The 25,195-nt window shown below is 42.0% G+C and carries 24 protein-coding genes, 1 pseudogene and 1 riboswitch; of the genes and pseudogenes, 23 read left to right on the forward strand and 2 right to left on the reverse strand.

The genetic code is table 11. The features are described from left to right. Positions 1 to 102: 102 nt before the first annotated feature. The 3 genes from trxA to MHB50_RS04985 all read left to right on the forward strand — a co-directional run bounded on the left by trxA (position 103) and on the right by MHB50_RS04985 (position 4,187). Positions 103 to 417, forward strand: a complete 315-nt coding sequence (trxA, locus tag MHB50_RS04975; protein WP_077110148.1) for a thioredoxin — start codon at positions 103 to 105, stop codon at positions 415 to 417. A gap of 440 nt (positions 418 to 857) precedes the next feature. Then, complete coding sequence (gene uvrC / locus MHB50_RS04980; RefSeq protein WP_339162313.1) at positions 858 to 2,636, forward strand: excinuclease ABC subunit UvrC; 1,779 nt, start codon at positions 858 to 860, stop codon at positions 2,634 to 2,636. A gap of 38 nt (positions 2,637 to 2,674) precedes the next feature. After that, positions 2,675 to 2,862: riboswitch (Lysine riboswitch) on the forward strand. A gap of 92 nt (positions 2,863 to 2,954) precedes the next feature. Next, positions 2,955 to 4,187, forward strand: coding sequence for an aspartate kinase (locus MHB50_RS04985; protein WP_339162316.1), 1,233 nt, complete (start codon positions 2,955 to 2,957; stop codon positions 4,185 to 4,187). A 94-nt stretch (positions 4,188 to 4,281) separates the two neighbouring features. Here MHB50_RS04985 and MHB50_RS04990 read toward each other — a convergent pair whose 3' ends face one another. Beyond that, positions 4,282 to 4,725, reverse strand: coding sequence for a YslB family protein (locus MHB50_RS04990; RefSeq protein ID WP_340084934.1), 444 nt, complete (start codon positions 4,723 to 4,725; stop codon positions 4,282 to 4,284). Positions 4,726 to 4,959: 234 nt separating this feature from the next. Between MHB50_RS04990 and MHB50_RS04995 the strand changes: the two genes are divergently transcribed. The 6 genes from MHB50_RS04995 (at position 4,960) to MHB50_RS05020 (ending at position 9,336) form a co-directional block, all read left to right on the forward strand. Next, on the forward strand, positions 4,960 to 5,583 hold the full coding sequence (locus tag MHB50_RS04995) for a succinate dehydrogenase cytochrome b558 subunit (RefSeq protein ID WP_077110152.1): 624 nt from the start codon (positions 4,960 to 4,962) through the stop codon (positions 5,581 to 5,583). A 64-nt stretch (positions 5,584 to 5,647) separates the two neighbouring features. Continuing rightward, a complete protein-coding gene (sdhA, locus tag MHB50_RS05000; protein WP_077110153.1) occupies positions 5,648 to 7,414 on the forward strand; it encodes a succinate dehydrogenase flavoprotein subunit in 1,767 nt (588 codons plus the stop codon). Continuing rightward, positions 7,411 to 8,178, forward strand: coding sequence for a succinate dehydrogenase iron-sulfur subunit (gene sdhB / locus MHB50_RS05005; protein WP_077110154.1), 768 nt, complete (start codon positions 7,411 to 7,413; stop codon positions 8,176 to 8,178). The genes sdhA and sdhB overlap by 4 nt, the downstream gene beginning before the upstream one ends. A 71-nt stretch (positions 8,179 to 8,249) precedes the next feature. After that, positions 8,250 to 8,699: a thioesterase family protein gene (locus MHB50_RS05010; protein WP_077110155.1), complete on the forward strand. Its 450-nt coding sequence runs from the start codon at positions 8,250 to 8,252 to the stop codon at positions 8,697 to 8,699. Between the two features lie 68 nt (positions 8,700 to 8,767). Then, positions 8,768 to 8,980, forward strand: a complete 213-nt coding sequence (locus tag MHB50_RS05015; protein ID WP_077110156.1) for a hypothetical protein — start codon at positions 8,768 to 8,770, stop codon at positions 8,978 to 8,980. Positions 8,981 to 9,111: 131 nt separating this feature from the next. Beyond that, entirely contained in the window at positions 9,112 to 9,336 is a 225-nt protein-coding gene (locus MHB50_RS05020; RefSeq protein WP_077110157.1) for a response regulator transcription factor, read from the forward strand. A gap of 387 nt (positions 9,337 to 9,723) precedes the next feature. On the opposite strand, the gene MHB50_RS05025 is transcribed toward MHB50_RS05020, so the two are convergent. Then, positions 9,724 to 9,912 (reverse strand): hypothetical protein, encoded by a 189-nt coding sequence (locus tag MHB50_RS05025; protein WP_340084935.1) that lies wholly within the window; start codon positions 9,910 to 9,912, stop codon positions 9,724 to 9,726. A 121-nt stretch (positions 9,913 to 10,033) separates the two neighbouring features. Here MHB50_RS05025 and MHB50_RS05030 point away from each other — a divergent pair, with 121 nt between their 5' ends. The 14 genes and pseudogenes from MHB50_RS05030 to MHB50_RS05095 all read left to right on the forward strand — a co-directional run bounded on the left by MHB50_RS05030 (position 10,034) and on the right by MHB50_RS05095 (position 25,134). Beyond that, entirely contained in the window at positions 10,034 to 11,227 is a 1,194-nt protein-coding gene (locus MHB50_RS05030) for an FAD/NAD(P)-binding oxidoreductase (protein WP_340084936.1), read from the forward strand. 12 nt (positions 11,228 to 11,239) lie between these two features. Continuing rightward, positions 11,240 to 11,779: a hypothetical protein gene (locus tag MHB50_RS05035; RefSeq protein WP_340084937.1), complete on the forward strand. Its 540-nt coding sequence runs from the start codon at positions 11,240 to 11,242 to the stop codon at positions 11,777 to 11,779. A 15-nt stretch (positions 11,780 to 11,794) separates the two neighbouring features. Next, positions 11,795 to 13,195, forward strand: coding sequence for an MBL fold metallo-hydrolase (locus MHB50_RS05040; protein WP_340084938.1), 1,401 nt, complete (start codon positions 11,795 to 11,797; stop codon positions 13,193 to 13,195). Positions 13,196 to 13,552: 357 nt separating this feature from the next. After that, on the forward strand, positions 13,553 to 14,584 hold the full coding sequence (locus MHB50_RS05045) for an ATP-binding protein (RefSeq protein WP_340084939.1): 1,032 nt from the start codon (positions 13,553 to 13,555) through the stop codon (positions 14,582 to 14,584). Next, entirely contained in the window at positions 14,581 to 15,216 is a 636-nt protein-coding gene (locus MHB50_RS05050; RefSeq protein WP_077110163.1) for a response regulator transcription factor, read from the forward strand. Before MHB50_RS05045 ends, MHB50_RS05050 begins: the two co-directional genes overlap by 4 nt. A gap of 220 nt (positions 15,217 to 15,436) precedes the next feature. Continuing rightward, entirely contained in the window at positions 15,437 to 16,213 is a 777-nt protein-coding gene (locus MHB50_RS05055; protein ID WP_339165608.1) for a sulfite exporter TauE/SafE family protein, read from the forward strand. A 164-nt stretch (positions 16,214 to 16,377) separates the two neighbouring features. Next, positions 16,378 to 17,724 (forward strand): cytochrome ubiquinol oxidase subunit I, encoded by a 1,347-nt coding sequence (locus tag MHB50_RS05060; RefSeq protein WP_340084940.1) that lies wholly within the window; start codon positions 16,378 to 16,380, stop codon positions 17,722 to 17,724. Beyond that, positions 17,721 to 18,761, forward strand: coding sequence for a cytochrome d ubiquinol oxidase subunit II (locus tag MHB50_RS05065; RefSeq protein ID WP_340084941.1), 1,041 nt, complete (start codon positions 17,721 to 17,723; stop codon positions 18,759 to 18,761). The genes MHB50_RS05060 and MHB50_RS05065 overlap by 4 nt, the downstream gene beginning before the upstream one ends. An 836-nt stretch (positions 18,762 to 19,597) precedes the next feature. Then, positions 19,598 to 19,744 (forward strand): hypothetical protein, encoded by a 147-nt coding sequence (locus tag MHB50_RS05070; RefSeq protein WP_171973822.1) that lies wholly within the window; start codon positions 19,598 to 19,600, stop codon positions 19,742 to 19,744. Positions 19,745 to 20,130: 386 nt separating this feature from the next. Continuing rightward, positions 20,131 to 20,844 (forward strand): Fic family protein, encoded by a 714-nt coding sequence (locus tag MHB50_RS05075; protein ID WP_236017026.1) that lies wholly within the window; start codon positions 20,131 to 20,133, stop codon positions 20,842 to 20,844. A 215-nt stretch (positions 20,845 to 21,059) separates the two neighbouring features. Further along, entirely contained in the window at positions 21,060 to 22,028 is a 969-nt protein-coding gene (locus MHB50_RS05080; protein ID WP_340085292.1) for a tripartite tricarboxylate transporter substrate binding protein, read from the forward strand. A gap of 74 nt (positions 22,029 to 22,102) precedes the next feature. After that, on the forward strand, positions 22,103 to 22,558 hold the full coding sequence (locus MHB50_RS05085) for a tripartite tricarboxylate transporter TctB family protein (RefSeq protein WP_340084942.1): 456 nt from the start codon (positions 22,103 to 22,105) through the stop codon (positions 22,556 to 22,558). 21 nt (positions 22,559 to 22,579) lie between these two features. Further along, positions 22,580 to 24,088, forward strand: a pseudogene (locus tag MHB50_RS05090) (tripartite tricarboxylate transporter permease). Positions 24,089 to 24,141: 53 nt separating this feature from the next. Continuing rightward, a complete protein-coding gene (locus tag MHB50_RS05095) occupies positions 24,142 to 25,134 on the forward strand; it encodes an asparaginase (RefSeq protein ID WP_340084943.1) in 993 nt (330 codons plus the stop codon). Positions 25,135 to 25,195 lie beyond the last annotated feature (61 nt).

Raw genomic sequence — 25,195 nt, forward strand, 5'->3', positions numbered from 1 at the left:
TTTTGTTTCGGGTATACTAAAGTGCAGGCAAATTGTTAGCGCGGATCACTGCCTGATGATATACTTGCGTTAGCTTCGGATAGTTTATTAGGAGGTAAAAAAATGGCTATAGTTAATGCAACTGACCAAAACTTTGCAGCGGAAACAGGGAGTGGAGTCGTTCTTGTCGACTTTTGGGCGCCATGGTGCGGACCATGTAAAATGATTGCTCCCGTTCTTGAAGAACTTGATGGCGAGTTGGGAGATAAAGCGAAAATCGTCAAAGTAAACGTTGATGAAAACCAGGAAACAGCTAGCCAATACGGCGTAATGAGTATTCCTACTCTCTTTGTCATGAAGGATGGAGAAGTAGTAGATAAAACAGTCGGCTTTCAGCCAAAAGAAGCATTGGCTGAGTTAGTCAACAAACATTTGTAAACCGAAGTGAAAATCCGAGCCGAAATTGCTCGGATTTTTTTCTGACCAAGGTCAAATGCAACTCAGGAAGCATGTGCTCCTGAAGCATGCTATCGCAAGTGTTTCAAGTTAGCTTACTCAGCATGCAAGCGCCCCTAAGGGCAGTAGCGTTTGCCTTGACAAAAATTTCAAGGTGGCACATTCAGTATGCGTATGCTCTTGCGGCGCAGCGAAAGCGGGGAAGACACTTGTTTCACATCGTTGCCGAATCTCAGGAAGCATGTGAAGGTCCTTTTACCTCGCGGAAAGAGCATAAAGGAAGCTTGTTTTTTTCGTATACGCGTGTCCCTAAATGAGGAAATCTTGTTTCACCTTATCGCGAAGCTGCATGAAGCTTAATCCGAACTTATCACATATGATATGAGCGTAGGGCAGTCGCTTGGCACCGGGAGGTAACTTGAATGAATAATGCCATCAAACATAAGCTGGAAATTTTGCCTGATCTTCCCGGCTGTTACTTAATGAAAGATAGGCATGGAACAATCATTTATGTTGGAAAAGCAAAAATATTAAAAAACCGGGTTCGTTCTTATTTTACAGGAGCCCATGACACAAAAACGCAACGCCTTGTATCTGAAATACAAGACTTTGAATATATCGTCACCTCATCTGATATTGAGGCACTCATTTTGGAAATGAACTTGATCAAAAAGCATTCGCCGAAATACAATGTTCTTTTAAAGGATGATAAAAGCTATCCATATATCAAACTGACGAATGAACGCCATCCGCGGCTGATCACTACTCGCAAAGTGAAAAAGGATAAAGGGAAATATTTTGGCCCCTATCCGAATGCTTATGCAGCCAATGAAACGAAAAAGTTGCTTGACCGCATATATCCCTTGCGGAAATGCCGGGCGCTTCCTGACCGGGTTTGCCTTTATTACCATATGGGGCAATGTTTGGCACCGTGTGTAAATGAAGTATCTCAGGAAACATACAAACAACTGACAAGTGAAATTGCCCGCTTTTTAAACGGTGGTTATAAAGATGTAAAAAAAGAGTTGGAAAACAAAATGTACGAAGCCTCCAACAATCTTGAATTTGAACGGGCCAAAGAATATCGCGATCAAATATCCCATATTGAATCAACGATGGAAAAACAAACGATTATTTCTACTGATTTTACAGATCGGGATGTTTTTGGTTTTTGGATTGAAAAAGGCTGGATGTGTGTGCAGGTTTTTTTTATCAGACATGGCAAGCTAATAGAAAGAGATGTTTCCCTTTTTCCGGTATATGCCGAGGAAGAGGAAGAGTTTTTGACATTTCTGGGCCAGTTTTATTTACAACCGCAGCATTTTAAACCGAAAGAAATTCTTCTTCCCCAAGCGGTAGACGAGGAGCTTGCGGAACAGCTTGTCGGGGCAAAAGTGTTAAAGCCAAAAAGGGGACTAAAAAAAGATTTGGTGGAGTTGGCAGAAAAAAACGCCAAAATGGCCCTTCATGACAAATTTGCGCTTATTGAACGGGATGAAGAACGGACGATTGGCGCAGTGGAAAAACTGGGCAAGGCAATGGGCATTTATCCGCCATATCGTATAGAAGCATTTGACAACTCCCATATACATGGCACTGACCCGGTTTCTGCCCTTGTTGTCTTTACTGATGGAAGGCCTGATAAAAAAGAATACCGTAAATACAAAATCAAGACGGTTGAAGGGCCGGATGACTATGAATCAATGCGTGAAGTCGTCCGGCGGAGGTATACGAGGGTGTTAAAGGATCACCTACCGTTGCCTGATTTGATCATAATAGACGGCGGCAAGGGGCAAATAGAGGCGGCCAAAGATATATTAATCAATGAACTGGGACTGGAGATACCGGTTGCGGGGCTGGCCAAAGATGATAAGCACAGAACTTCTGAGCTTTTGTTCGGCGATCCCCTTGAAGTGGTGGAATTGGGAAGAAGCAGCCATGAATTTTATTTACTCCAACGGATTCAGGATGAAGTTCACCGATTTGCCATTACTTTTCATCGCCAGCTAAGAGGAAAAAGCGCATTTCAGTCCGCATTGGATGAAGTGCCGGGTATAGGGCCGGCCCGGAAGAAACTGCTTCTTCGCCACTTTGGCTCATTGAAAAAAATGAAAGAAGCGTCGCTGGAAGACTTTACGAATATCGGCATTCCGTTGCCTGTTGCCGAAAAGCTGAAAGAGAAGTTTGAAGAGCAGAGTTGAATGTTTGATTATTGCATGCTATAATAATTCAAATTTAACAAACTGATAGAGGTGCGGTCCTTAAAGAGTAACCGTTTGGAGAAGTGTGGGCTTCGAAGAAGGATGGTGAAAGGGAAGGATCGCCGAAGTGAAAATAAGACCCATCATTATTTTTGCTGGTTCTGCATTGAAGAAGTGCAGGATTGTCAGCATGAAGGTACATTCATGCTGGAGGGCTATCTCAGATTGTGCGTCGATATGATGTGGCATCGTGTATCACAAGCAATGAGAGCAGCTTCTCATTGCTTTTTTATTATGAGAAAGAAAGAAGGCATGTAAATGGGAACGGTAGTCATTAAATTTGGCGGCTCATCATTAAGTACCACGGACAAAATCAAGCAGGCGGCGAAGCGGATTATTAACATCAAGAAAAGTGGCAAGAACGTCGTCGCCGTAGTATCTGCGATGGGTAAAACAACTGACCAGCTCCTTGGACTGGCGGGGCAGATAACAGACAACCCGGCAAAGCGTGAAATGGACATGCTTTTGGCGACAGGTGAACAAGTATCCATCTCCTTGTTGACCATGGCGCTGACTGAAATGGGAGAGCAGGCTGTTTCCCTGACCGGCTGGCAGGCCGGAATTGTTACGGAAAAAGTCCACAGCAACGCAAGAATCGTTGATGTAAAAACCAACCATCTGGAAGAAATTCTTCAAGAAGGGAAGATTGCTGTTGCGGCGGGCTTCCAGGGGGTAACCGAAGATGGGGAAATCACAACACTTGGCAGAGGCGGCTCTGATACGACAGCAGTGGCACTTGCAGCGGCCCTTGATGCAGAACGTTGTTCCATATGCACGGATGTAACCGGCGTATTCACCTCTGATCCTCGCTACGTCCCGCAAGCAAGGAAGCTTTCATCCATTTCGTATGATGAAATGTTGGAATTGGCCAACTTGGGTGCTGGCGTATTGCATCCGCGGGCAGTTGAATTTGCGAAAAACCATAATGTCAGCCTGGAAGTCCGCTCGAGCGTGGAAGATGAAGAAGGAACTGTGATTGAGGAGGAAGTATCTATGGAAAAAAATCTCATTGTTCGCGGAGTTGCTTTTGAAGATCAAATTACGAGAATGACCGTTTTTGGTCTTTCAAATGAAATTACCGGATTGCCGGCTATTTTCTCTACTTTGGCGGCAAATCATATTGATGTTGATATCATTATTCAAAGTCAAATTGAAGGTGGAAAAACAAACTTGTCTTTTTCTATTAAAAATAAGGACCGTCAAGAAGCAGTCCAGGTTTTGGAACAAGAAAAGGATGCAATCGGATTTGAGCATATTGAGTGTGAGACGGGGCTTGCCAAAGTATCAATTGTGGGTTCCGGAATGGTCTCTAATCCGGGAGTGGCCGCAAAAATGTTCCAAGTGTTGGCTGATAAAAATATTCAAATCAAAATGGTCAGCACGTCTGAAATCAAAGTGTCTGCCGTCGTCGATTCAGATTGCATGACAGAAGCGGCTCAAAGCTTGCATGACGCTTTTGAACTAGGCGTCTTGCAATCGGCTGAAAAATAAAAGATACAGGAAAAGAAGCCTGCTTCTAAATAGAGCAGGCTACTCCTTCGTGCCCAAAGGGATGCATTTCTGACGAATAGCGCAAATAAGGGATTCACGAACCTACCGGGTCGTTTTTATCCCATCTGACGGTGATGATCACCTTCATTTGTTTTTTGTCGATTTCTTCAAAGGCTTCCGCCAATGCTTGTTTCATCGACTGTACTTGTTCGGCAATAAAACCCGATTCCAGGCGGAAACAAGATTGGGAGTTGATTTGCAGCCGTCTTTTCACGATCGAGCCGCTTAATTCAAGCTTGTATTCATTTCTTTTTTCATGAACGATCTGCAAATGACCCCATCCGGCTTCGGCAAAAAACGACAAAGCTTCGTCGATTGATAACAGGGGAAACTTTCTGGCCAAGTTTTTACCCGCCAAATAAGAGATTTCGAATATGTCATCGCCAAGCAAGTCCGGAATGAGAACATCTCTGAGCAGTTCGTAGGCAAACATGGGCACTTCCTGTTGTTTGTTTTCCTTTTTAGTTAGAGATTCCACTATTCATACCCCTCTCTAATGCTAGTTTCTATTATAAACGATTTTTGAACAGCTTAGGGAAAATTCTGTAGGGCGTTGAATTTCGAATATTGGAATCCATTGCCTTGACGAGCCATGAACAGGGGAGTAGAATGTAATATGGTCACATAATTGTTACAAAGAATTGTGTTATTCGACATCCATAATTTGTACAAACGATTAAAGCACATGCAAAGTACTAAGGGAGGTTACATTGTGGCAGGAAAAAATGAGTTTTATTGGCGCAGGCTGCATTCATTGCTCGGGGTGATACCGGTAGGGGTCTTTTTGGTGCAGCACCTTTTCATTAACCATTTCGCTACTATGGGAGAAGAAGCATTTAACAGGGCGGCAGGTTTTGTCGGAAATCTTCCATTTGTCATTATTCTGGAATTTGTCGTTATCTATATACCGCTGTTGTTTCATGCTATTCTCGGGATCTACATTGCATTTACCGCAGACAATAATCCAGTCAGATTAAGCTTTTTCAGAAACTGGATGTTCACACTGCAAAGAATTTCGGGTATTATTCTATTACTTTTCATTTCCTGGCACGTATGGGAAACACGTATCCAAAAAGCTCTGGGTGCAGAAGTGAATTTTCAAATGATGGAGGACATTTTGTCCAATCCAATCATGCTCATCATTTATATCATTGGAATTCTTTCTGCGACTTTCCATTTGTCCAACGGACTGTGGTCTTTCCTTGTTCGGTGGGGCATTACCCAGTCACCACGTTCACAATATATTTCATCTTGGGTAATGGGAGTATTTTTTGTCATTCTTTCGGTCATTGGCATCCGCGCAGCGTTGGCCTTTGTACCAGGATTCTTTAGCTGATTTTTTTGCACGGATTGCGGATAACCAATAGAACAAGTAGCTAAAAAGGAGTGTAAACCACACGATGAGCAAGGGTAAAATTATCGTCGTCGGCGGCGGATTGGCCGGCTTGATGGCAACTATAAAAATTGCAGAACAAGGACACCCCGTAGATCTATTTTCGCTTGTACCCGTAAAACGGTCACACTCGGTGTGTGCCCAGGGTGGAATTAACGGGGCTGTAAATACGAAAGGGGAAGGAGATTCCCCTTGGATCCATTTTGATGATACGGTTTACGGCGGAGACTTCCTGGCTAACCAGCCTCCTGTAAAAGCCATGTGTGAAGCAGCGCCAGGGATCATTAACTTGCTTGACCGGATGGGCGTTATGTTTAACAGAACGCCGGAAGGATTGCTTGATTTCCGGCGCTTTGGAGGAACACAGCACCATCGGACGGCATTTGCGGGGGCGACTACGGGGCAGCAGTTGTTATACGCCCTGGATGAACAAGTCCGCCGTCATGAAGTAGCTGGTCTTGTCAATAAATTTGAAGGTTGGGATTTCCTTGGCATCATTCAAGATGATTCCGGTGTCTGCCGTGGAGTTGTCGCGCAAAACTTGACAACAATGGAAATCCAATCATTCCCTGCCGATGCTGTTATCATGGCAACCGGAGGACCGGGAATCATTTTTGGAAAATCAACGAACTCTGTCATTAATACCGGCTCTGCAGCATCGATTGTATATCAGCAAGGTGCAGCCTATGCCAATGGAGAATTTATTCAAATCCATCCGACTGCCATCCCCGGTGATGACAAGCTTCGCTTAATGAGTGAATCTGCGCGTGGTGAAGGCGGCCGTGTTTGGACATATAAGGACGGAAAGCCTTGGTACTTCCTCGAGGAAAAATATCCGGCATACGGAAACCTTGTTCCGCGTGATATTGCCACACGGGAAATCTTCCATGTGTGTGTGGACTTAAAACTCGGTATTAACGGGGAAAACATGGTTTACTTGGATTTATCCCATAAAGACCCACACGAACTGGATGTGAAACTTGGCGGCATTATTGAAATTTATGAAAAGTTCACGGGTGATGACCCGCGTAAAGTGCCAATGAAAATCTTCCCTGCAGTTCATTACTCGATGGGCGGCTTGTGGGTTGACTATGAACAACATACAAATATTAAAGGTTTATTCGCGGCCGGCGAATGCGACTATTCACAGCACGGAGCGAACCGTCTAGGAGCAAACTCATTGCTATCCGCCATTTTTGGAGGAATGGTCGCGGGCCCCGAAGCATTAAAATATGTGAATGGCCTTGATAAAACAGCCGAAGACCTATCTTCTACACTATTTGATTCAGCCGTTAAAAAGGAAGAAGAAAAATGGTCTGAAATTATGTCGCTTGACGGTACGGAAAACGCCTATGTCCTTCATAAAGAACTCGGCGAGTGGATGACAGACAACGTAACAGTCGTTCGTTATAATAAAAAACTACAAGAAACAGATGATAAAATTCTTGAATTAATGGAACGCTGGAAAAATATCAACATTAACGATACAACGAGCTGGAGCAACCAGGGGGCGGTCTTTACAAGACAGCTATGGAACATGATGCAGCTTGCCCGCGTTATTACAATCGGAGCTTTAAACCGAAACGAAAGCCGTGGAGCGCACTACAAGCCGGACTTCCCGGACCGTAACGATGAAGAATGGTTAAAAACAACAATGGCGATGTATAATCCGGGCAAAAACGGGCCTGAATTCAGTTACGAGGAAGTAGACGTATCGTTAATCAAACCTCGGAAACGCGACTATACCAAAAAGAAAGAGGAGAACAAGGGATGAGTGAAAACAAAACAGTTACCTTTATCATAACTCGTCAAGATCATCCTGACTCACCGCCATATACAGAAGAGTTTAAACTGCCATACAGGCCGAATATGAATGTTATCTCCGCTTTGATGGAAATTCGCCGAAATCCGGTTAACGCAAAAGGGGAAAAAACAACACCTGTTGCCTGGGACATGAACTGCCTTGAAGAAGTTTGCGGAGCATGCTCCATGAGAATCAACGGAAAGCCGCGTCAATCGTGTACGGCACTCGTTGACCAACTGGAACAACCCATCCGTTTGGAACCGATGGATACGTTCCCGGTAGTACGCGACCTGGTCATTGACCGCAGCCGAATGTTTGATGCGTTGAAACGAATCAAAGCATGGATTCCTATTGATGGCACATATGATCTTGGACCGGGACCGCGGATGCCGGAAAGAACACGTCAATGGGCATATGAACTTTCCAAATGCATGACTTGCGGCGTTTGTCTAGAAGCATGCCCGAACGTAAACAGCAAGTCCAATTTTATTGGTCCTGCTCTACTTTCGCTCCCGCGCCTATACAATGCCCATCCAACCGGAGCAATGAATAAAGATGAACGTTTGGAAGCACTGATGGAAGACGGTGGAATCAGCGGTTGCGGAAACTCGCAAAACTGTGTGCAAGTTTGCCCTAAAGGCATTCCTTTGACGACTTCGATTGCCGCAATGAACCGTGCAACGAACATTCAAATGTTTAAAAACTTCTTCGGAAGCGACCATATGGTGGATTAAGGAAGAAGATCATTTTCAAAAACAGCAGTTTTCCCATGTGGAGCTGCTGTTTTTTTAAAAGGAGGATCATGATGTCCCGAATCAGTTATATTCATGACTTTAACGAATGGAAAAAAGAATTTTCATTTTACCAGGAAGTGAAGGTCCGTTTTTCGGAAACAGATATGTTCGGCCATTTGAACAACACAGTTCCATTTGTTTATTTTGAGCAGGCGCGGATTGCTTTTTTCAAAGAAAAAGGATTTATGCAGAACTGGGTAAAACAACAACACGAAACGATGCCGGTAGTCGCCGATCTGCAATGTGATTTCATGGCCCAGGTGTATTTCGACGAATTGTTAAAAGTATATGTGAAAGTAGGTGAGGTGGGAAAATCCTCTGTAGATCTTCATTACCTTGCGACACGTGAAGATGGCTCACCATGCTTTACGGGGAGAGGCGCCATGGTGCAAGTATCCAAAAAGACAGGAAAAAGCGTTCCATGGACAGATGAGATGAAGAATAAGTTGTTAAGCTCCTGAAAGGCGAAAATGGTTGCATGTCACGAATAGGACCTCGGATACATACTTTTTAATAAAGGAAGTTGACAATGAAGAGAATCGCCTTGTATGCGCTCCCGATCGGGATTATTGTTTATTTTCTGTCAATGTGGTGGCTCAATAAGCATTACACAGACATCGAACCGAATATCCGCGTATATCTTGCTATTGGAGCAGCCCTCTTATCCGCTATTATCTCCTTTTTCTTATTTAAAGGAGATGCAGGGGACATCCATCCCGGAAATCAACGTAAAAAAAAGTAATCGTAAGCCTATTTATCCTTTTCTTGCCTTCAACATGTCACTCACGATATTTAATTCACATATGATGTGGTGACAATTAAAATACCCATCCCCACGGTTTAAGCTGGCGAAGGCAAGGAGGGTTACAATAGTTGAAGGAGAACGATTTCACTCATAAACCGCTGCTCACGAAAAGAGAAAAAGAAGTTTTTGAGCTGTTAGTTCAGGATAAGACCACAAAGGAAATCGCAAGCGAACTGTTTATTAGTGAAAAAACGGTTCGGAATCATATATCCAATGCCATGCAAAAGCTCGGAGTCAAGGGGCGTTCTCAAGCTGTCGTTGAACTTTTGCGCATGGGGGAACTAAAGCTATAATAAGCAAAACCGGTTTCCGTAAGGGAACCGGTTTTGTTTTTGCGGCCAGCAAGGCGCGCCGATTCTTGACCACTTGTTTTTCATTAAAGGAGATTTGTTATGCGGTGATGATTCGTTCCAATTTCTGTTCGTTAGGTTGACGGTTAAGTAAAGGTCTGATGAAGCATCTTTTGATATTGCTTTCGAGCCCATAGTGGGCTTGTGTTTCAGGTAACATTCCCGGCAAGAATCCATTTCTGAGAAAATCCATCATCAAAACCATCATTGTCAAGGGTTATTCTTAATACCCTATTTTTCCCATCTCTCATACATAATGGCATGATTGGCTTTCCAACTGTTCTCCGGATAAAAAACGTTTGCCTCCATACAGATCGTTCTTTGGGAAGATCAGCATCTTCTTTTCATCTTCAGCAGCCTGACTTGGCCATTTCTTTTCCCGTTTTCTTTTTGATGGTTCGTTGCTGTTTCACGATTGATCAATACTTTATTGACTTTAACCAAAGTATTTGCGTTAATGGCAGGGCATTGATAAGAACGATAGAAATATTGCTGCAAAATGAGTGAAAACAACGTCACCCATATTGACACCCCTTTTTTCGCACGAATGAATTAGGGGATTTCCCCTATAGGATTCTCTCCCTGTTTTGATTAAGGTTAGAGTAGAAAGTTCATAGAATATAAGAAAGAAGGCTAACGCATGAGAAACTCTTTTAAAGTTGTTATTGTCGGAGCCGGCACAGCTGGAATATCTGTCGCAGCGCGTTTACTTCGCAAGTCACATCATTTAGCTAATGAAATAGCTATTATAGATCCCGCACAAAAACATTATTATCAACCACTATGGACCCTTGTTGGAGGAGGTGCGGCGAAAAAAGAAGATTCAGAACGTGATATGGAAAGCCTGATACCAGAAGGAGCTTTTTGGATTCAACAAGCTGTCGACACTTTTGATCCGGACCATAACAAGGTTATTTTAAAAGATCAAACAGCAGTTACCTATGACTTTTTAGTAGTCGCAGCAGGAATCGAAATCGACTGGGGTTCCATTAAAGGGTTAAAAGAGTCACTCGGTACAAAAAACGTTTGCAGTAACTATTCATTTGAACATGTACAGTATACGTGGGAAACAATCCGTCATTTCACATCAGGAACAGCTTTATTCACACATCCAAATTCCCCAGTGAAATGCGGAGGTGCTCCACAAAAAATCATGTACCTGGCTGAAGATTTTTTCCGAAAAAAAGGGATACGGCAAAATGTGAACATTGTATTCGGTTCAGCAAACCCGGCAATTTTTGATGTGGTAAAATATCGCAATGCCCTTGAAAAAGTAGTGGAACGTAAAGAGATCAATGCGCGGTTCCGCCGCGACCTCAAGGAGATCAAAGCGGAAGAGAAAGTGGCAATATTTGAGAATCTTGAAACGGGAAGCATCGAAGAAGTTCGGTATGACATGATACATGCCGTCCCCCATATGAAAGCTCCAACATTTATTGCCAACAGTCCCTTGGCAGATGAAAACGGCTGGGTGGATGTGGATATGTATACGTTACAGCATAAAAAATATGAAAATGTATTCGGCTTGGGAGATAACGCCAACTTGCCAACATCAAAAACAGGCGCCGCCATCCGGAAACAGGCACCAGTCGTTGCCGAAAATATTGTTGCGAGCATGCGTAACCAGCAAATGAACCACCATTACGACGGATACTCTTCCTGCCCGATCGTCACTGGCTACAACAAATTGATCTTGGCGGAGTTTGACTATACAAAGGAACCAGCGGAATCTATGCCGTTTAACCAAGGCGTTGAACGGGCCAGCATGTATATGATGAAGAAAGACTTACTTCCAATCATGTACTGGAACGGCATGCTAAAAGGAACAATGTAGAGGAGCGCGGATATGATGGAAATGAATCCGATACAACAGCAACTACAGCAGCCAGAAACACAGAAAGCCATTGTCAACTTACTCGTCAATTTACCAACATATCAAAAGAACATGGAAACTTTGGGAGAATGGATCGACTTTGGAAAAGCCGTTTTACAAGATAAACAATCACTCAATCAATATGACGAGCTGATCCGCAGCTACAATCTTGATTTGGAAACAGTAGAAGCACTCATCAGTCTTCTTGAAAAATTGCCGCGTTTAAATGAACTCTTTGAAAAACTCGATAACTTCCTGGAATTTGGCGAAGCCATTTTACATGACGAAGCCTCTTTGGAATATGCGGCAGCCAGCTTGAAATCATATGCTGATCCCGTTGTTGAAAAAGGCAGACAGGGGCTGCGCATTGTGAAGGATATTCAGCAGAAGGCGCAAGCCGACTCTGAACCTATCAAACTAATCACTATCCTGAAATGGTTAAAAGAGCCGTCAGTACAACAAGGACTGAAATATGTACAAGCTACGCTGACCACTTTGAATAAAACAATATAAAAGGGGAGATTCAGAATGTTATTACGGTATTTTTATGATGAAAAACTGGCACACGCATCTTATATGGTCGGATGTCAGCAAAAAGGGGAAGCAGTCATTATTGACCCTATGCGAAATATCGAACCTTATATCCAGGTCGCTGAAAAAGAAAACATGACAATTGTTGGCGCGCTTGAAACACATATTCATGCCGACTTTGTAGCAGGATCACGCGAATTGGCCGATAGATTCGGTGCAAAACTATATCTATCCGACGAAGGGGATGAAAACTGGAAATATCAAAACCTTGACGGAATATCGCATCAATTGCTCAAAGACGGCGACAAATTCGAATTGGGACGTTTAACATTTGAAGTGATGCACACACCCGGCCATACACCGGAATCCATTTCATTCCTGTTGACTGACGGAGCAGCCGCGGATAAACCAATCGGTATTTTCACCGGCGATTTCGTATTCGCGGGCGATATCGGCCGCCCCGATTTACTGGAAAAAGCGGCAGGTATTCAAGGAACGGCAGATGCTGGAGCGAAAGCAATGTTCAAATCCGTCGAGCGCTTCAAAAAGTTACCCGATTACTTGCAAGTGTGGCCAGCACATGGGGCGGGCAGCGCATGCGGTAAAGCATTGGGAGCCATTCCATCCTCTACTGTCGGGTATGAAAAACAATTCAACTGGGCCATGAAATATGACAACGAAGATGAATTCGTCAAAGCATTGCTGGAAGGTCAACCTGAGCCCCCCTATTATTTTGCTGTGATGAAACATGTCAATAAAGTAGGAATCGGTCTGATCAAAGATTTACCACCAGTCCAAACGATCACATCCATTGATGAGGTAGAGCGCCTGGTCACAAAAGGAAGCCAAGTAATTGATACACGGGATGCAGCAAGCTTTGCAAGGGGACATATAAAAGGGACTATGAATATTCCTTTCAATAACTCATTCACCAATTGGATGGGGTGGATTGTCGACTATGAAAAACCATTATACCTGCTCGCAGACCCAGCTCAACTTGATGAAATGTTGATTGCCCTCCGTTCCATCGGCATCGACAAAGTGGCAGCATATGCGGATGCAACAGATATGATACAGCAAGCTCAAGAGCTAGATTCTTATGAAAACGTAACTCCTTTAAAAGCAAAAGAGCTCATGGAGCAAGAGGATGTGGCAGTGCTTGATGTGCGTAATTTAACAGAATATCAAGAAGGCCATATCGAAGGAGCTCAGCATATCATGGTCGGAACACTGAAAAATCGCTTGGACGAAGTGCCTGCGGATAAAAAATTGATTGTCCAGTGCCAGTCTGGAGGCCGCTCCGCCATTGCCGCCAGTATTTTAAAAGCGAATGGCTATCATAACCTTGTCAATATGGCTGGCGGTTATGGCCAATGGATCAAAGATGTAAAAAATTAATCCATTTTACTCAAGAGTGCTCTTGTTCATAAGGGCACTCTTTTTGGGGATGATTGCGTGTCATTTCGTTTCTTATTTTCTTTGTCCCGGTTTGGGCCACCTATACAAAAAGAAGAAAAAACGGGTGACGTTTAAAATGAACAAATCTTAGATGCGTGTGACTGCTATTCAGGCTGTTGCTGTCTCAAACAGGGAATTCCTATTCTTACAGCTATTATCCCCACTGAAAAAAACAGCCGTACAATAACAACTTGAAAGTAACTGCTTCATCCGCTGGCTGCAAAAACATGGCTTTTCAATCAACAACTTTATTAAAATAGATACAACAAAGGAGTTGTAGCTAAAGGAGGCCAAATCATGAATCCAGACATGGAAAACAAATATCTTCGGAGAATATATGAGCACATGTTGGAAGGCATCATTGTCATGAAGGAAAGCAGGGAAATTGTCATGATTAACCCTGCCGCTGTAAGAATGACAGGTTGGAAAGTCGGCGGGCATGTCGATTATTGCTCTTATTGCAAAACCCGCGAATTGAAAGAGGGCGAACCCACGTGCTACTTGATAGCAAATAAAGAGGTGCCAACATTCTTATCGGAGATGCCGACCTATCATGGAAAAACCATTGATGTGGAAATGAGTACCGCTGCTATATATATGAATGAAGATACCGGAGGGACTGAATATCTGCTCGTTTTACGGAATCATGAACTGCATAAACGGGCAAGGGAAGCGGCCATCAATAAAAAAATGATCCGCGCACTAATCGAAGCAAAGGAAGAAGAGCATAAAAGGCTGGCCCACGAACTGCATGACGGTGTTGGCCAATCATTGTTTTCCGTGTCTGTCGCCTTACAAGCCATTGAATCATTTGTGCATGATAACAAACAACTGAATGAATATATTGTCGAAGTGCGAAAAGAGTTACAGAAAGTGATGGACGACATTAATTCATACTCGCATCGCCTGCGTCCCCATAGCCTTGATCAACTTGGCTTAGAGCCAACGATCCGCCATTTGATCGAATTGATCCATAAACAGGTCCCGGGGATTGATATTGAACTAACCACGGAAGGGATTGATCGTAGCGACCCAGCCGTAGAAATCAACCTGTATCGTATTACACAGGAAGCTTTGCATAATGTGATCAAATATGCGAAAGCAACGAAAGTAGATATTAATCTTTTGCGTGATAAAACCCATATATATTTAACCATCAAAGATAATGGCATCGGCTTTGCTCGTGATAAAATCCAAAATGAAGGACTCGGCTTAAAGCATATGGAAGAACGGGTTGATCAGCTGGGAGGCACGTGCAAAATCCTGTCGGAAATCGGACGGGGAACGTCCATTGATATTGTTATTCCAAGATGGAGGCCTGAAATATGATTAAAGTGTTACTGGTGGATGACCATGTGTTAATTCGAAAAGGTATTGGACTGCTATTAACAAAGTATCAGGATATCGAAGTGGTAGGAGAAGCCTCTGATGGTGCCGAGGCGATTCAACTCGCGGAACAATTGCGGCCGAATGTTATTTTAATGGATATTTCGATTCCCAAAGGCATTGACGGTTTTACTTCCACCATCGAAATTAAAAAACACCAGCCTGATATCAAAGTCATCATGTTAACGATGCATAACGAGCTCGCCTACATCCGCCAGGCCATTGAAGTGGGAGCGGACGGATATATTTTAAAAAACAGCCAGGGGGGCGAAATGTATCAGGCGATTCAAGCTGTCTATACGGGCAGGAATTTTTATGAAGTAGGCTTACCTGAAGAACAGATTGAAAAACTGTATAAACAAAAGGGGAAGAAGAAAGCGGATATCCTTTCGACTCGGGAACAAGAAATTTTACGCTTGACCGTTCTTGGTTATTCCAACATTCAAATTGCCGATCAACTGTTCATCAGTACAAAAACAGTAGAAAATCATAAGTCCAATATAATGCAAAAGCTTAATGTCAAAACAAAGGCTGAATTGATTCAGTACGGAATTGCCAATGACTACATCAAGTAGTGATTGGCTTGTACCTGTAAAAGATGATTACGCTTCAAGGAAGATCCCGAATGCCGGCATGCATTTGGGTTTTTTCGTTTTTCTACTTCCTTCAATGGAATTTCTGTCACAACCTTGTCAAACTGATTTTACTTATGGTGGAATCCCCCTATACTTTTTTCTTTTCCCTTTTTTTATACTGAGTTTAAAGATAAGTGAATAAAGAAAGAAGGTGTTAAAAATAGATTGGACATTTTTTATCGTCATATTTCTCATTGGTTTTGTCGGATCGTTCGTTTCCGGACTTGTCGGGGTTGGCGGGTCAATCATTAAATACCCGATGCTTCTCTATATCCCGCCCCTTCTCGGAATGGCCACATTCACTGCCCATGAAGTATCGGGGATCAGCGCGATTCAAGTTTTTTTCGCATCTATTGCGGGTGTTTGGGCCTATAGGAAAGGCGGCTTCTTAAAAAAAGATTTAATTATTTATATGGGGTCTGCCATCTTGATCGGGAGTCTGATCGGCAGCTTGGGCTCAGGCGCCTTGTCAGAGAATACTGTAAATATTGTATATGGTACACTTGCCGTCATTGCGGCGGTCATGATGTTTATTCCCAAGAAAAAAGTGGATGATAAGCCGATGCATGAGGTGACTTTTAACAAACCATTAGCAATGGGGTTGGCGTTGATTGTCGGTATTGGTTCAGGAATTGTTGGTGCTGCCGGAGGTTTCCTATTGGTGCCGATTATGTTGACCGTCCTTCATATTCCTACACGCATGACGATAGCTTCAAGCTTGGCCGTCACATTCATTTCTTCCATCGGCGGAACGGTAGGAAAAATAGCGACGGGCCAAATTGAATATAAATCGGCGGCCATCATGATCATCGCAAGTATCATAGCGGCTCCACTTGGCGCAAAAGTAAGCGGCAAATTGAACACAAAGGTATTGCAACTCATTTTGGCTGTTTTGATTTTGGCGACAGCTATCAAGACTTGGACTGATATTTTATAGATTTTTTGATTACGATTTAATCAGCAACCAAAGACAGGGGTGACGCAATGCTTTACAAAAAACATGAAAAGGTATTGATGGGACTTGTATTTGGCGTAGCAGCCATTATGCTTCTATCCATGCTTGGACGAATTCTCGGAAGTTGATGAAAGGGTGAATGTTTCATGTTTAATGGAGATTCTTTATTTTACAGCAGATTATTAACCGAACTTACCCTCTCCTTCCATATTATTTACGCCACAATTGGAGTCGGTGTCCCGCTGATGATCATGATTGCACAGTGGGTCGGCATCAAGAAAAACGATGAGCATTATATTTTACTTGCAAGAAGGTGGGCTCGCGGTTTTGTGATAACCGTTGCCGTCGGAGTTGTGACCGGAACAGCAATCGGCTTACAGCTCTCCCTTTTGTGGCCCAACTTTATGGAATTGGCGGGGAATGTCATCGCTCTGCCGCTGTTCATGGAAACTTTTGCTTTCTTTTTCGAAGCCATTTTCCTGGGAATTTATTTGTACACATGGGATCGGTTCGAAGACCAGCGCAAGCATCTCTTGCTTCTGATCCCAGTGGCGGCGGGGGCGGCTTTTTCCGCCGTTTTTATCACAATTGTGAACGCATTTATGAATGCGCCGCAAGGTTTCGATGTTGTCAATGGTGAGCTTGTGAATATCAACCCGATCTTAGCCATGTTTAATCCGGCCATGCCTACAAAAGTGGCACACGTTGTGTCAAGCGCGTTTATGACATCCGCTTTTATTTTGGCAGCCATCGCCGGTTTCAGATTGTTAAAAGGTTCAGACCATATTTATCACAAAAAAGCTCTTTATTTGACAATGAAGTTAGGATTGATTTTCTCTATCGCAACGGCAATCATCGGTGACTTTTCAGGAAAATACCTGGCTGATTATCAGCCGGAAAAACTGGCGGCTGCCGAGTGGCACTTTGAAACATCTAAAGACGCACCATTAATTTTGTTCGGGAAATTGGAAAATGGAGAAGTTAAATATGCCATTGAAATTCCCAAAGCGTTAAGTATTTTAGCATACACCGATCCTTCGGCTGAAGTTATCGGATTGGATCAAATCAAAGAGGAAGAAATTCCGCCTCTTTATATCCACTACTTATTCGATATCATGGTTTCCATCGGTGTATGGATGACGCTGTTATCCTTTGTCTACTGGTTGGGAATGAAAAGAAGCTGGTCCTTTATAAACAGCAAGTGGTACCACTCGCTTATCGTTCTCGGCGGTCCCTTATCAATCGTGGCTATCGAGACGGGCTGGTGGCTGGCTGAAGTAGGAAGACAGCCTTGGATTCTCTACGGCCTTATGAAAACTTCCGATGCTGCAACAACAAGCGGTCACGTTGACATGATGCTCATCCTTTTTGCTGGGTTATATCTCATTCTTGCCATAGGCAGTGCCATCGTTTTAAGCAGAATGTTCCTAAGAAACCCCGTAGAACGTGAGCTTGAGGAACGGAGAGCGGAAAAAGGCGGTGCAGTTCAATGAATCTGGAAATCTTAGGCATTATGGTGTTATGGACTTTTTTATTCGGCTACGTCATTGTGGCTTCGATTGATTTTGGGGCAGGTTTCTTTAACGCATATAGCTTATTTAACGGCAAGCAGCATATATTGACGAATATTATTCAGCGCTATCTATCGCCTGTCTGGGAAGTGACGAACGTGTTCCTCGTATTCTTTTTTGTCGGCATCGTCGGTTTCTTCCCCAAAACGGCTTTTTACTACGGAACCATACTACTTGTCCCTGTCAGTATCGCCATTTTATTATTGGCAATCAGAGGGTCGTACTATGCTTTTGAAACGTATGGAGCGAGAGGGCATAAAGGATATTCGTTCATGTACGGATTGTCAGGACTGTTCCTTCCTGCCTCTTTGTCGATTGTGCTGACCATTTCAGAAGGCGGATTTGTTTCGATCGTGGATGGAAAGCCCGTGCTGGACTACTGGGAGTTGTTTACCAGTCCCTTTACATGGAGCATTGTGGTATTGAGCATTGTGGCCGTACTTTATATTTCCGCCGTTTTTCTGACTTGGTATGCCCATAAAGCGCATGATCAAGATGCAACGGAGTTGATGCGCAACTATGCGCTCATCTGGTCAATGCCATTGATTATCACCGCTTCCGGGATCATTGTCGAAATCCGGGCCCATAATCCGGAACACTTTGGGAACTTGCTCAATCTCTGGTGGATGTTCGCTTTATCATTCCTTCTATTCTTGGGGACGGTTTGGCTCATCTGGAAAAGGAAGCATTACGGAAGAGCTTTCGGCTTATTGGCGGGTCAATTTGCCCTTGCTTTTTTTGCATATGGCTTTTCACATTACCCTTACTTGCTTTACCCGCATTTAACGATCTATGATGGCTTTACAAATAAAACGATGGCAATATCGCTGGTTGTCGCCTTTATTGCCGGACTGGGATTATTGATCCCCTCTCTTTATTTACTGTTGCGATTATTTCTTTTCAACAAAGATTACGTCACCGGACAACACATTCATACAAACAAAAGGAGATATTCCTGATGCAGAATTTCTTTATCTTCTACGCACCTTTTCTTACCTTGGCTGCAGCAGTCGGTGTTGCGTTTTGGGCAGCTTTAAAAGATGTACATTTAACAAAATAACAAATGTAGACGTGTCCTAAAGTAATAGTAGTGTCCTTATAACAGGTTGCCAAAATCGGTGAAAAATGACCATTTCCTAATCGGGCTGGGTATTGTGTTCCTTCTATTTTGTAAAACAGGAAATGAAACGTGGGAGCAAGTTCGCTTTGACCCAACAGAAAATATAGCTAAAAATGATAATAGATCCTTTTGAAGAGTGAAATAATGTGCCTTTTTTACTCAAATAACTTTTAAAAACCACTTCTGAAATCAGAAGGTATTCCTTACCGAGTTGGACGAGCCTTTTTTTCAACGAGATAAAGGGATATTGAAATGAGCGTAATTTCTTTATTGTGATAGGGAAATTACGCTTTTTACATAATCAACCCTATTTAAAAAGTGTACAATTTAATTCTGAAACACGAATGTCATTCGGTTATGTACAAGTCTTCCGTAACAACAAAATAATCGGTCGGAGCATCCATTTTGCCTTCAAAAATCCCCTTTAATATTACCCCCGTTTTTTAAAATGAAGTGGCAAAAAGTGAGTGAAATCATTACATAGCGACATGCGATGGCTGGCGTTCTGCGATAGGAGCTGCGAAGGTTGGCCAGAGTGTACTTCCTGCTGAACCTCTTGAAAAATGAATGAACTTTGTTAAAAATCTATTTGCCAAACTGGCAAAAAAGAAGTTGATTGTATGTAGGGCCGTCCACGTGTCCCACCTGCATAGGGTTTCATGAGGTGATTTTACGGTGAGCAAGAAAAAGAGAAAATCTCCTTTGTATATTGGTAAAGAGTATTATGGCGATATTCCAATTGAGGAAGCTTTTAATACAGCGTTAGCACCGTGTTTTAACCTTGATAACTCAACAGAAGCTAAAGAAAAAACAAGCTCATAATGTTAAGACTTTTTCTTTTTTTTAAAGGACAAGCCTCCTATGTATATGTTTTTGTTGACATTTATCGTTTTGATAAGATGAAGTCCATGGTTGCAAAACTGCTATAAGATCGGTCACGATTAAGAAAAAGTGGATGGGCTCATTCACGGGGCGGTTCAACATAAAAAAGGAAGGGTATTGATTTTTCTACCAATAGTAAACAAAAAAATTTAAAGGCTATTTCAATAAAAAAACCATGCTATTTCCCGGCTATCGTTTGTCATGAGGAAGTCTTATCCTGAATATCAAAAGGAAAGAAATATTGGAGAATTCGATCGGATGCTTGATGGATATGACCGTTAGTCTTGTATAATATAATTTATAAAATCTGTTCGGGAGGGATTGTTTTGGATTTATCCAAAGAATATGTTGAGGATTTGTTGGTGAGAATGTCGCATCACTCAAGCGCAATTGAAAACAATACAATTAGCTTGCCAGAAACCGTATCAATCATATTGCATAATACCGTGCCCAATAAAGTTTCTCTTAGAGAGTTGTACGAAATTGATAATCATCGTCACGCGATGGAGTATTTGCTTTCACCGGAAACTCTAAAAAAAGATTTTACTTTCGACATCTTGTTTGAGACACATGCAATACTAATGGATCGGCTGCATCATGAAAGAGGTAAGTTTAAAACAGAGGAAAACTTTATGAAAGGTGCGGATTTTGATGCCGCACACCCCAAAGAGACTCCTATGTTAATGAAGCAATGGATTGATAATGTAAACTTTCGACTGAACACCTCTCATTCAGATAAAGACGTAATCGATTTAGTGTGTGAAAGTCATATTGAGTTTGAACGGATACATCCATTTGCTGATGGAAATGGACGGACAGGGCGATTGATTATGAATTACCTCTTACTGAAAAAGGATATTGCTCCCCTCATTATTGAAAAGAAGGATAAGGAAAGGTATATCTATTTTATAGCAAACCAAGATGGTAAAAGCTTTTCTGATTTTGCGGAAGAAAAAATAAAAAAAGAACAAAAACGAATTAAATCTTTTGCGCCTTCAAAAGTAAATAAGAAAAATAAGCATTCAGAATTTGAAAGCTAATACAATGTCCCATGCAACATTTTTTTGCGTGGGGCTATTTTTTGTAGGGCGTTTTTTATGGAAGCTCCTCTGTTTCATAAAAAAAGTGAATAGATCAGCATTGAAAATTTCTATTTTACGTGTTTGTTTTATTTCACTATAATCAGAATGAAATCGTTACCAAAGTTAAAGGGGGAAGGATTTTGAGGAAAAAGTTCTCATTTTTAGGGATATTCATTGCACTTTCATTTATTCTTGCTGCCTGTAGTGAAAGCAGTCAAGGAACCACAAATGGAGATTGGAAACCAGAAAAGTCAATAGAAATTGTAGCACCATCTGGAGCAGGCGGGGGGTGGGATACAACTGCCCGAATGGCCGCAAAAGTCTTAGATGAAGAGGGAATTATTGATCAAGATATTGGTGTTGTGAATAAAACAGGTGGAGGCGGAGCAGTAGGCTGGGCATATGTGGCGAATTTCAAAGGTGACCCCTATCATCTGTTCGTCGCTTCTCCACCTATTATCGATGTGCCTTTAAATGGACAGTCTGAATATGATCATACCGACTTTACACCAATTGCGAATATCATTGCAGACTATGGTGCATTTGTAGTTAAAGCTGACGCAAAGTGGAATACATTACCTGAATTATTTGAAGATATGAAGAAGGACCCTTCCAGCATTACGGTCAACGGTTCTTCTTCACCAGGAAGTATGGATCATTTACAGTTTATCCGTTTTGCTAAAGCTTATGGTGTGGATATTACAAAAATCAAATACGTATCTGAACAAGATGGCGGTGAATTAGCTGCTTTGCTAAACGGAAGTGTCGATGTGTTCTCAACCGGAGTGGCTGAAACAGTTGAACAAGTTCGTGCAGGTAATGTGAAAGTGCTTGCCATTACTGCTGAAGAGAGACTTGAAGGGGAAATTTTCTCTGATTTCCCAACAGCCAAGGAACAAGGAATTGATGAAACTTTTGTTAATTGGAGAGGATTTTTTGGACCGCCTAATATGGATGAGAATGCCAAGAAATTTTACGAAGAAGCCTTCAAACAGTTACATGAGAGTGAAGCTTGGAATGATATTCGTGCCCAGTTCGGTTGGAACGAAATGTTCATGGGCAGTGAGGAGTTCGAGAAATTCTTAGAGGAGCAAAGAGAAGAGGTAAAAGAGCTTTTAGACGAACTGGGACTCACAAAATAGAAACAACCATATTCTATCAAATAAGAGGGATGGGTAATACATTCCTCTTATTTGAATGAAAGGAGAAAGGTCAATTGCTACGATCAAAAAATAAGCTGGCAGCAAGTGTTTTATTTTTAATATCTGTTTTTTATCTATTTTTTGCTTTTCGCTTGCCAGCGTACGACTTAGTCCCTGTTGATTCAGATGCTGTTCCCTATGTACTGGGTGTTTTATTATTGATTTTGTCTATTGTTTTATTTTTTGAAAAGGATCAGGGGAACGAAGATCAAGAAAGCGCCATTAAGTTAGACAAAAATGCTTTGAAAATGCTGGGTGTCATTACTTTATTTTTCATTCTTTATGCCATCCTATTTGAAGTACTTGGGTTTATGATTTCATCCATGCTTTTCATCTTCATTTCGACCTTTGTTTTAGGATACAAAAGGCATATTGTGAATATGATCGTTTCAATTATGACGCCTGTAGTATTTTACTATATTTTTGAATTACTACAAATCTCACTGCCAAAGGGAATTTTATCGCTTTAGTCTACCATAAGGAGGAAGAGAATGGACATTTTAAATGGTGTAATGCAAGGGCTTCAAGTGGCATTTAGTGTTGAAGGAATCTTGCTTGTTTTTATAGGTGTCCTTATAGGTACCCTAATCGGGATGATTCCCGGACTTGGACCGATTACAGCAATAGGCGTTATGATTCCTATATCATATGGAATGGATATAAATTTAGCGCTCATTATGATGGCGGGGGTTTACTATGGAGCTATTTTTGGCGGTTCCACTTCATCAATATTGTTAAATGCGCCTGGTGTAGAGGGAACCATTTCGACTGCCTTTGATGGGTATCCTATGGCGCAAAAGGGGCATGCAGGAAAAGCATTGGCAATTGCCGCCATCTGTTCTTTTGTCGGCGGTACCGTAGGAGTTGTTTTATTAATGACATTTGCACCGGCATTGGCTTCTGTTGCTGTTGCCTTTGGGCCGGCTGAATACTTCGCGTTGATGCTTTTAGCGCTGACGGCTATCACAAGTTTATCAGATGGATCTATGTCAAAGGCTTTGATTTCCGGAGTATTAGGGTTTATGGTTGCAACAGTGGGGATTGATGGACAAACTGGTACACCAAGGTTTACTTTCGGCAATATCAATTTATTAAATGGAATTGAATTTTTGGTTATTGGTCTCGGTTTATTTGCCATTGCAGAAGTTGCGGTTTTGATCATTAACCGTCATAAAGCCCAAGCAAAAATGCATAAAATAGGGTCCTTACGATTAACGAAAGAAGATTTTAAAGAAATGAGAGGACCTATGGCCAGACAATCGTTAATCGGTTTTCTGATTGGCGTATTACCGGGTGCTGGTGCCACAATTGCATCATTTATTGGATATACATCCGAGAAAAAGCTTTCCAAAAAGCCGGAGGAATTTGGAAAGGGGGCTGTAGCCGGATTAGCCGGACCCGAAACTGCCAATAATGCTGCGACTAGCGGCGCTTTTGTACCTCTTTTAAGTCTTGGGATTCCAGGTTCTGGTACTACGGCTGTCATGTTAGGGGCATTCCTTGTCATGGGAATTCAGCCTGGTCCCTTATTAATGACGGATCATCCTACATTATTTTGGGCCATTATTATTAGTATGTATATAGGTAATATATTTTTATTAATCTTAAATTTACCATTAATTCCATATATATCAAAGATATTGATGATACCACGCCCAATGTTAATTTCACTCGTTATTTTTTTCTGTGTCATTGGCATTTAAACATTAAGCTTTAACGTATTTGATTTATACTTGCTCTTATTCTTTGGCGTCATTGGCTTTTTGATCAAATTGGTCAGAATTCCGGCAGCACCATTTATTTTGGCGTTTATTTTAGGAGATATGATGGAACAATCTCTCAGAAAGGCATTAACGATTTCCAATGGCAGCTTATCCATTTTTATTGAAAAACCGATTGCCGTGTCGCTTTTAATCGTATCTGTCCTGTCTTTGATGATTCCGCCGCTATTTAAATATATTAAAAAAAAGAACACGAGTGAGCAGCCGATGGATATGTAAGACTATGGATAGAGTCATTAAAAACAGAAACAGGTCTGTTTTGCTGGAGGAAGATGATGAAAAAAATTGCATTTATTACGTTAGGTGGTACGATTTCTGCAAAAGGAACGAATAGACTCGACTTAAAAGATTATAAGTCAGGTTTAATAGATGGGGCATTTTTTGTGGAAAATATTCCTGAACTGAAAGAATTAGGCAAAATAAAAGTAATACCCTTTGATAATGTGAGCAGTACTCAAATTAACAGCCAGCATTGGATTCAATTAAAATATGATATTGAATATTATTTAAACGAAAAGGATTTTGACGGTGCTGTCATTTCTCATGGAACGAATACATTGGAAGAAACCGCTTATTTTCTCCATTTAACTGTATATAGTTCCAAACCAATTGTACTGGTAGGTTCTCAGCGTCCTTATACTGCTATCAGCTCCGATGCCCAATTGAATTTATTGAATGCTTTTAGGGTAGCCATACATCCAGATTCATACGGGAAAGGTGTATTAGTCGCATTCAATAATAAGATTCATAGCCCGAGGGAAGTAACGAAAGTGGATACATACGATGTGGATGGGTTCCAATCGGGGACGATGGGATGTTTAGGGTATATCGATGCAGCCCATGAGATTGTTTATTACCGCGAGCCAGTTAGAAAACATACGATAGATTCCCAGTTTTCACAAATCAAAATAACCGATCTGCCAAATGTTGAGATTGTCTACTCCTATGCTGGCGCTACTGGAAATTTAATTAACCATATTGTCCAAAGTGAACATTATCAAGGAATCATCATAGCGGGTACAGGCGCGGGGCGATTTTCAAAAAGTGAAGAAGAAGCTCTCCTAAATGCTGTGGAAAAAGGAATTAATGTGGTACGGAGCAGCAGGGTTGGGAATGGCCGAGTAGTTTGTATCGAACCCTATGACCAGCTCAATGCCATTAGCGGAGATAATTTAAATCCTCAAAAGGCACGCATTTTACTTTCATTAGCACTGTTGCTTGATCGTGATAGAAACTCCATTCAAGAAATATTTCATCAATATTGAGGTTGTGGATGATATGAAAGAGCTGGGACGCAACTAAATCAGCTAAACCATAAAGTGAAAC

The organism is Siminovitchia sp. FSL H7-0308, from assembly GCF_037980985.1.
GTDB classification, from domain to species: Bacteria; Bacillota; Bacilli; order Bacillales; family Bacillaceae_C; genus Siminovitchia; species Siminovitchia thermophila.

Coding starts and splice junctions, on each gene's coding strand:
- MHB50_RS05030 (WP_340084936.1), top strand. CDS start 10,034: ATGAGAAACTCTTTTAAAGTTGTTATTGTCGGAGCCGGCACAGCTGGA.
- sdhA (WP_077110153.1), top strand. CDS start 5,648: ATGAGCAAGGGTAAAATTATCGTCGTCGGCGGCGGATTGGCCGGCTTG.
- MHB50_RS05065 (WP_340084941.1), top strand. CDS start 17,721: ATGAATCTGGAAATCTTAGGCATTATGGTGTTATGGACTTTTTTATTC.
- MHB50_RS05045 (WP_340084939.1), top strand. CDS start 13,553: ATGAATCCAGACATGGAAAACAAATATCTTCGGAGAATATATGAGCAC.
- MHB50_RS05015 (WP_077110156.1), top strand. CDS start 8,768: ATGAAGAGAATCGCCTTGTATGCGCTCCCGATCGGGATTATTGTTTAT.
- MHB50_RS05040 (WP_340084938.1), top strand. CDS start 11,795: ATGTTATTACGGTATTTTTATGATGAAAAACTGGCACACGCATCTTAT.
- MHB50_RS04985 (WP_339162316.1), top strand. CDS start 2,955: ATGGGAACGGTAGTCATTAAATTTGGCGGCTCATCATTAAGTACCACG.
- MHB50_RS05060 (WP_340084940.1), top strand. CDS start 16,378: ATGTTTAATGGAGATTCTTTATTTTACAGCAGATTATTAACCGAACTT.
- uvrC (WP_339162313.1), top strand. CDS start 858: ATGAATAATGCCATCAAACATAAGCTGGAAATTTTGCCTGATCTTCCC.
- MHB50_RS05010 (WP_077110155.1), top strand. CDS start 8,250: ATGTCCCGAATCAGTTATATTCATGACTTTAACGAATGGAAAAAAGAA.
- sdhB (WP_077110154.1), top strand. CDS start 7,411: ATGAGTGAAAACAAAACAGTTACCTTTATCATAACTCGTCAAGATCAT.
- MHB50_RS05050 (WP_077110163.1), top strand. CDS start 14,581: ATGATTAAAGTGTTACTGGTGGATGACCATGTGTTAATTCGAAAAGGT.
- MHB50_RS05035 (WP_340084937.1), top strand. CDS start 11,240: ATGATGGAAATGAATCCGATACAACAGCAACTACAGCAGCCAGAAACA.
- MHB50_RS05095 (WP_340084943.1), top strand. CDS start 24,142: ATGATGAAAAAAATTGCATTTATTACGTTAGGTGGTACGATTTCTGCA.
- trxA (WP_077110148.1), top strand. CDS start 103: ATGGCTATAGTTAATGCAACTGACCAAAACTTTGCAGCGGAAACAGGG.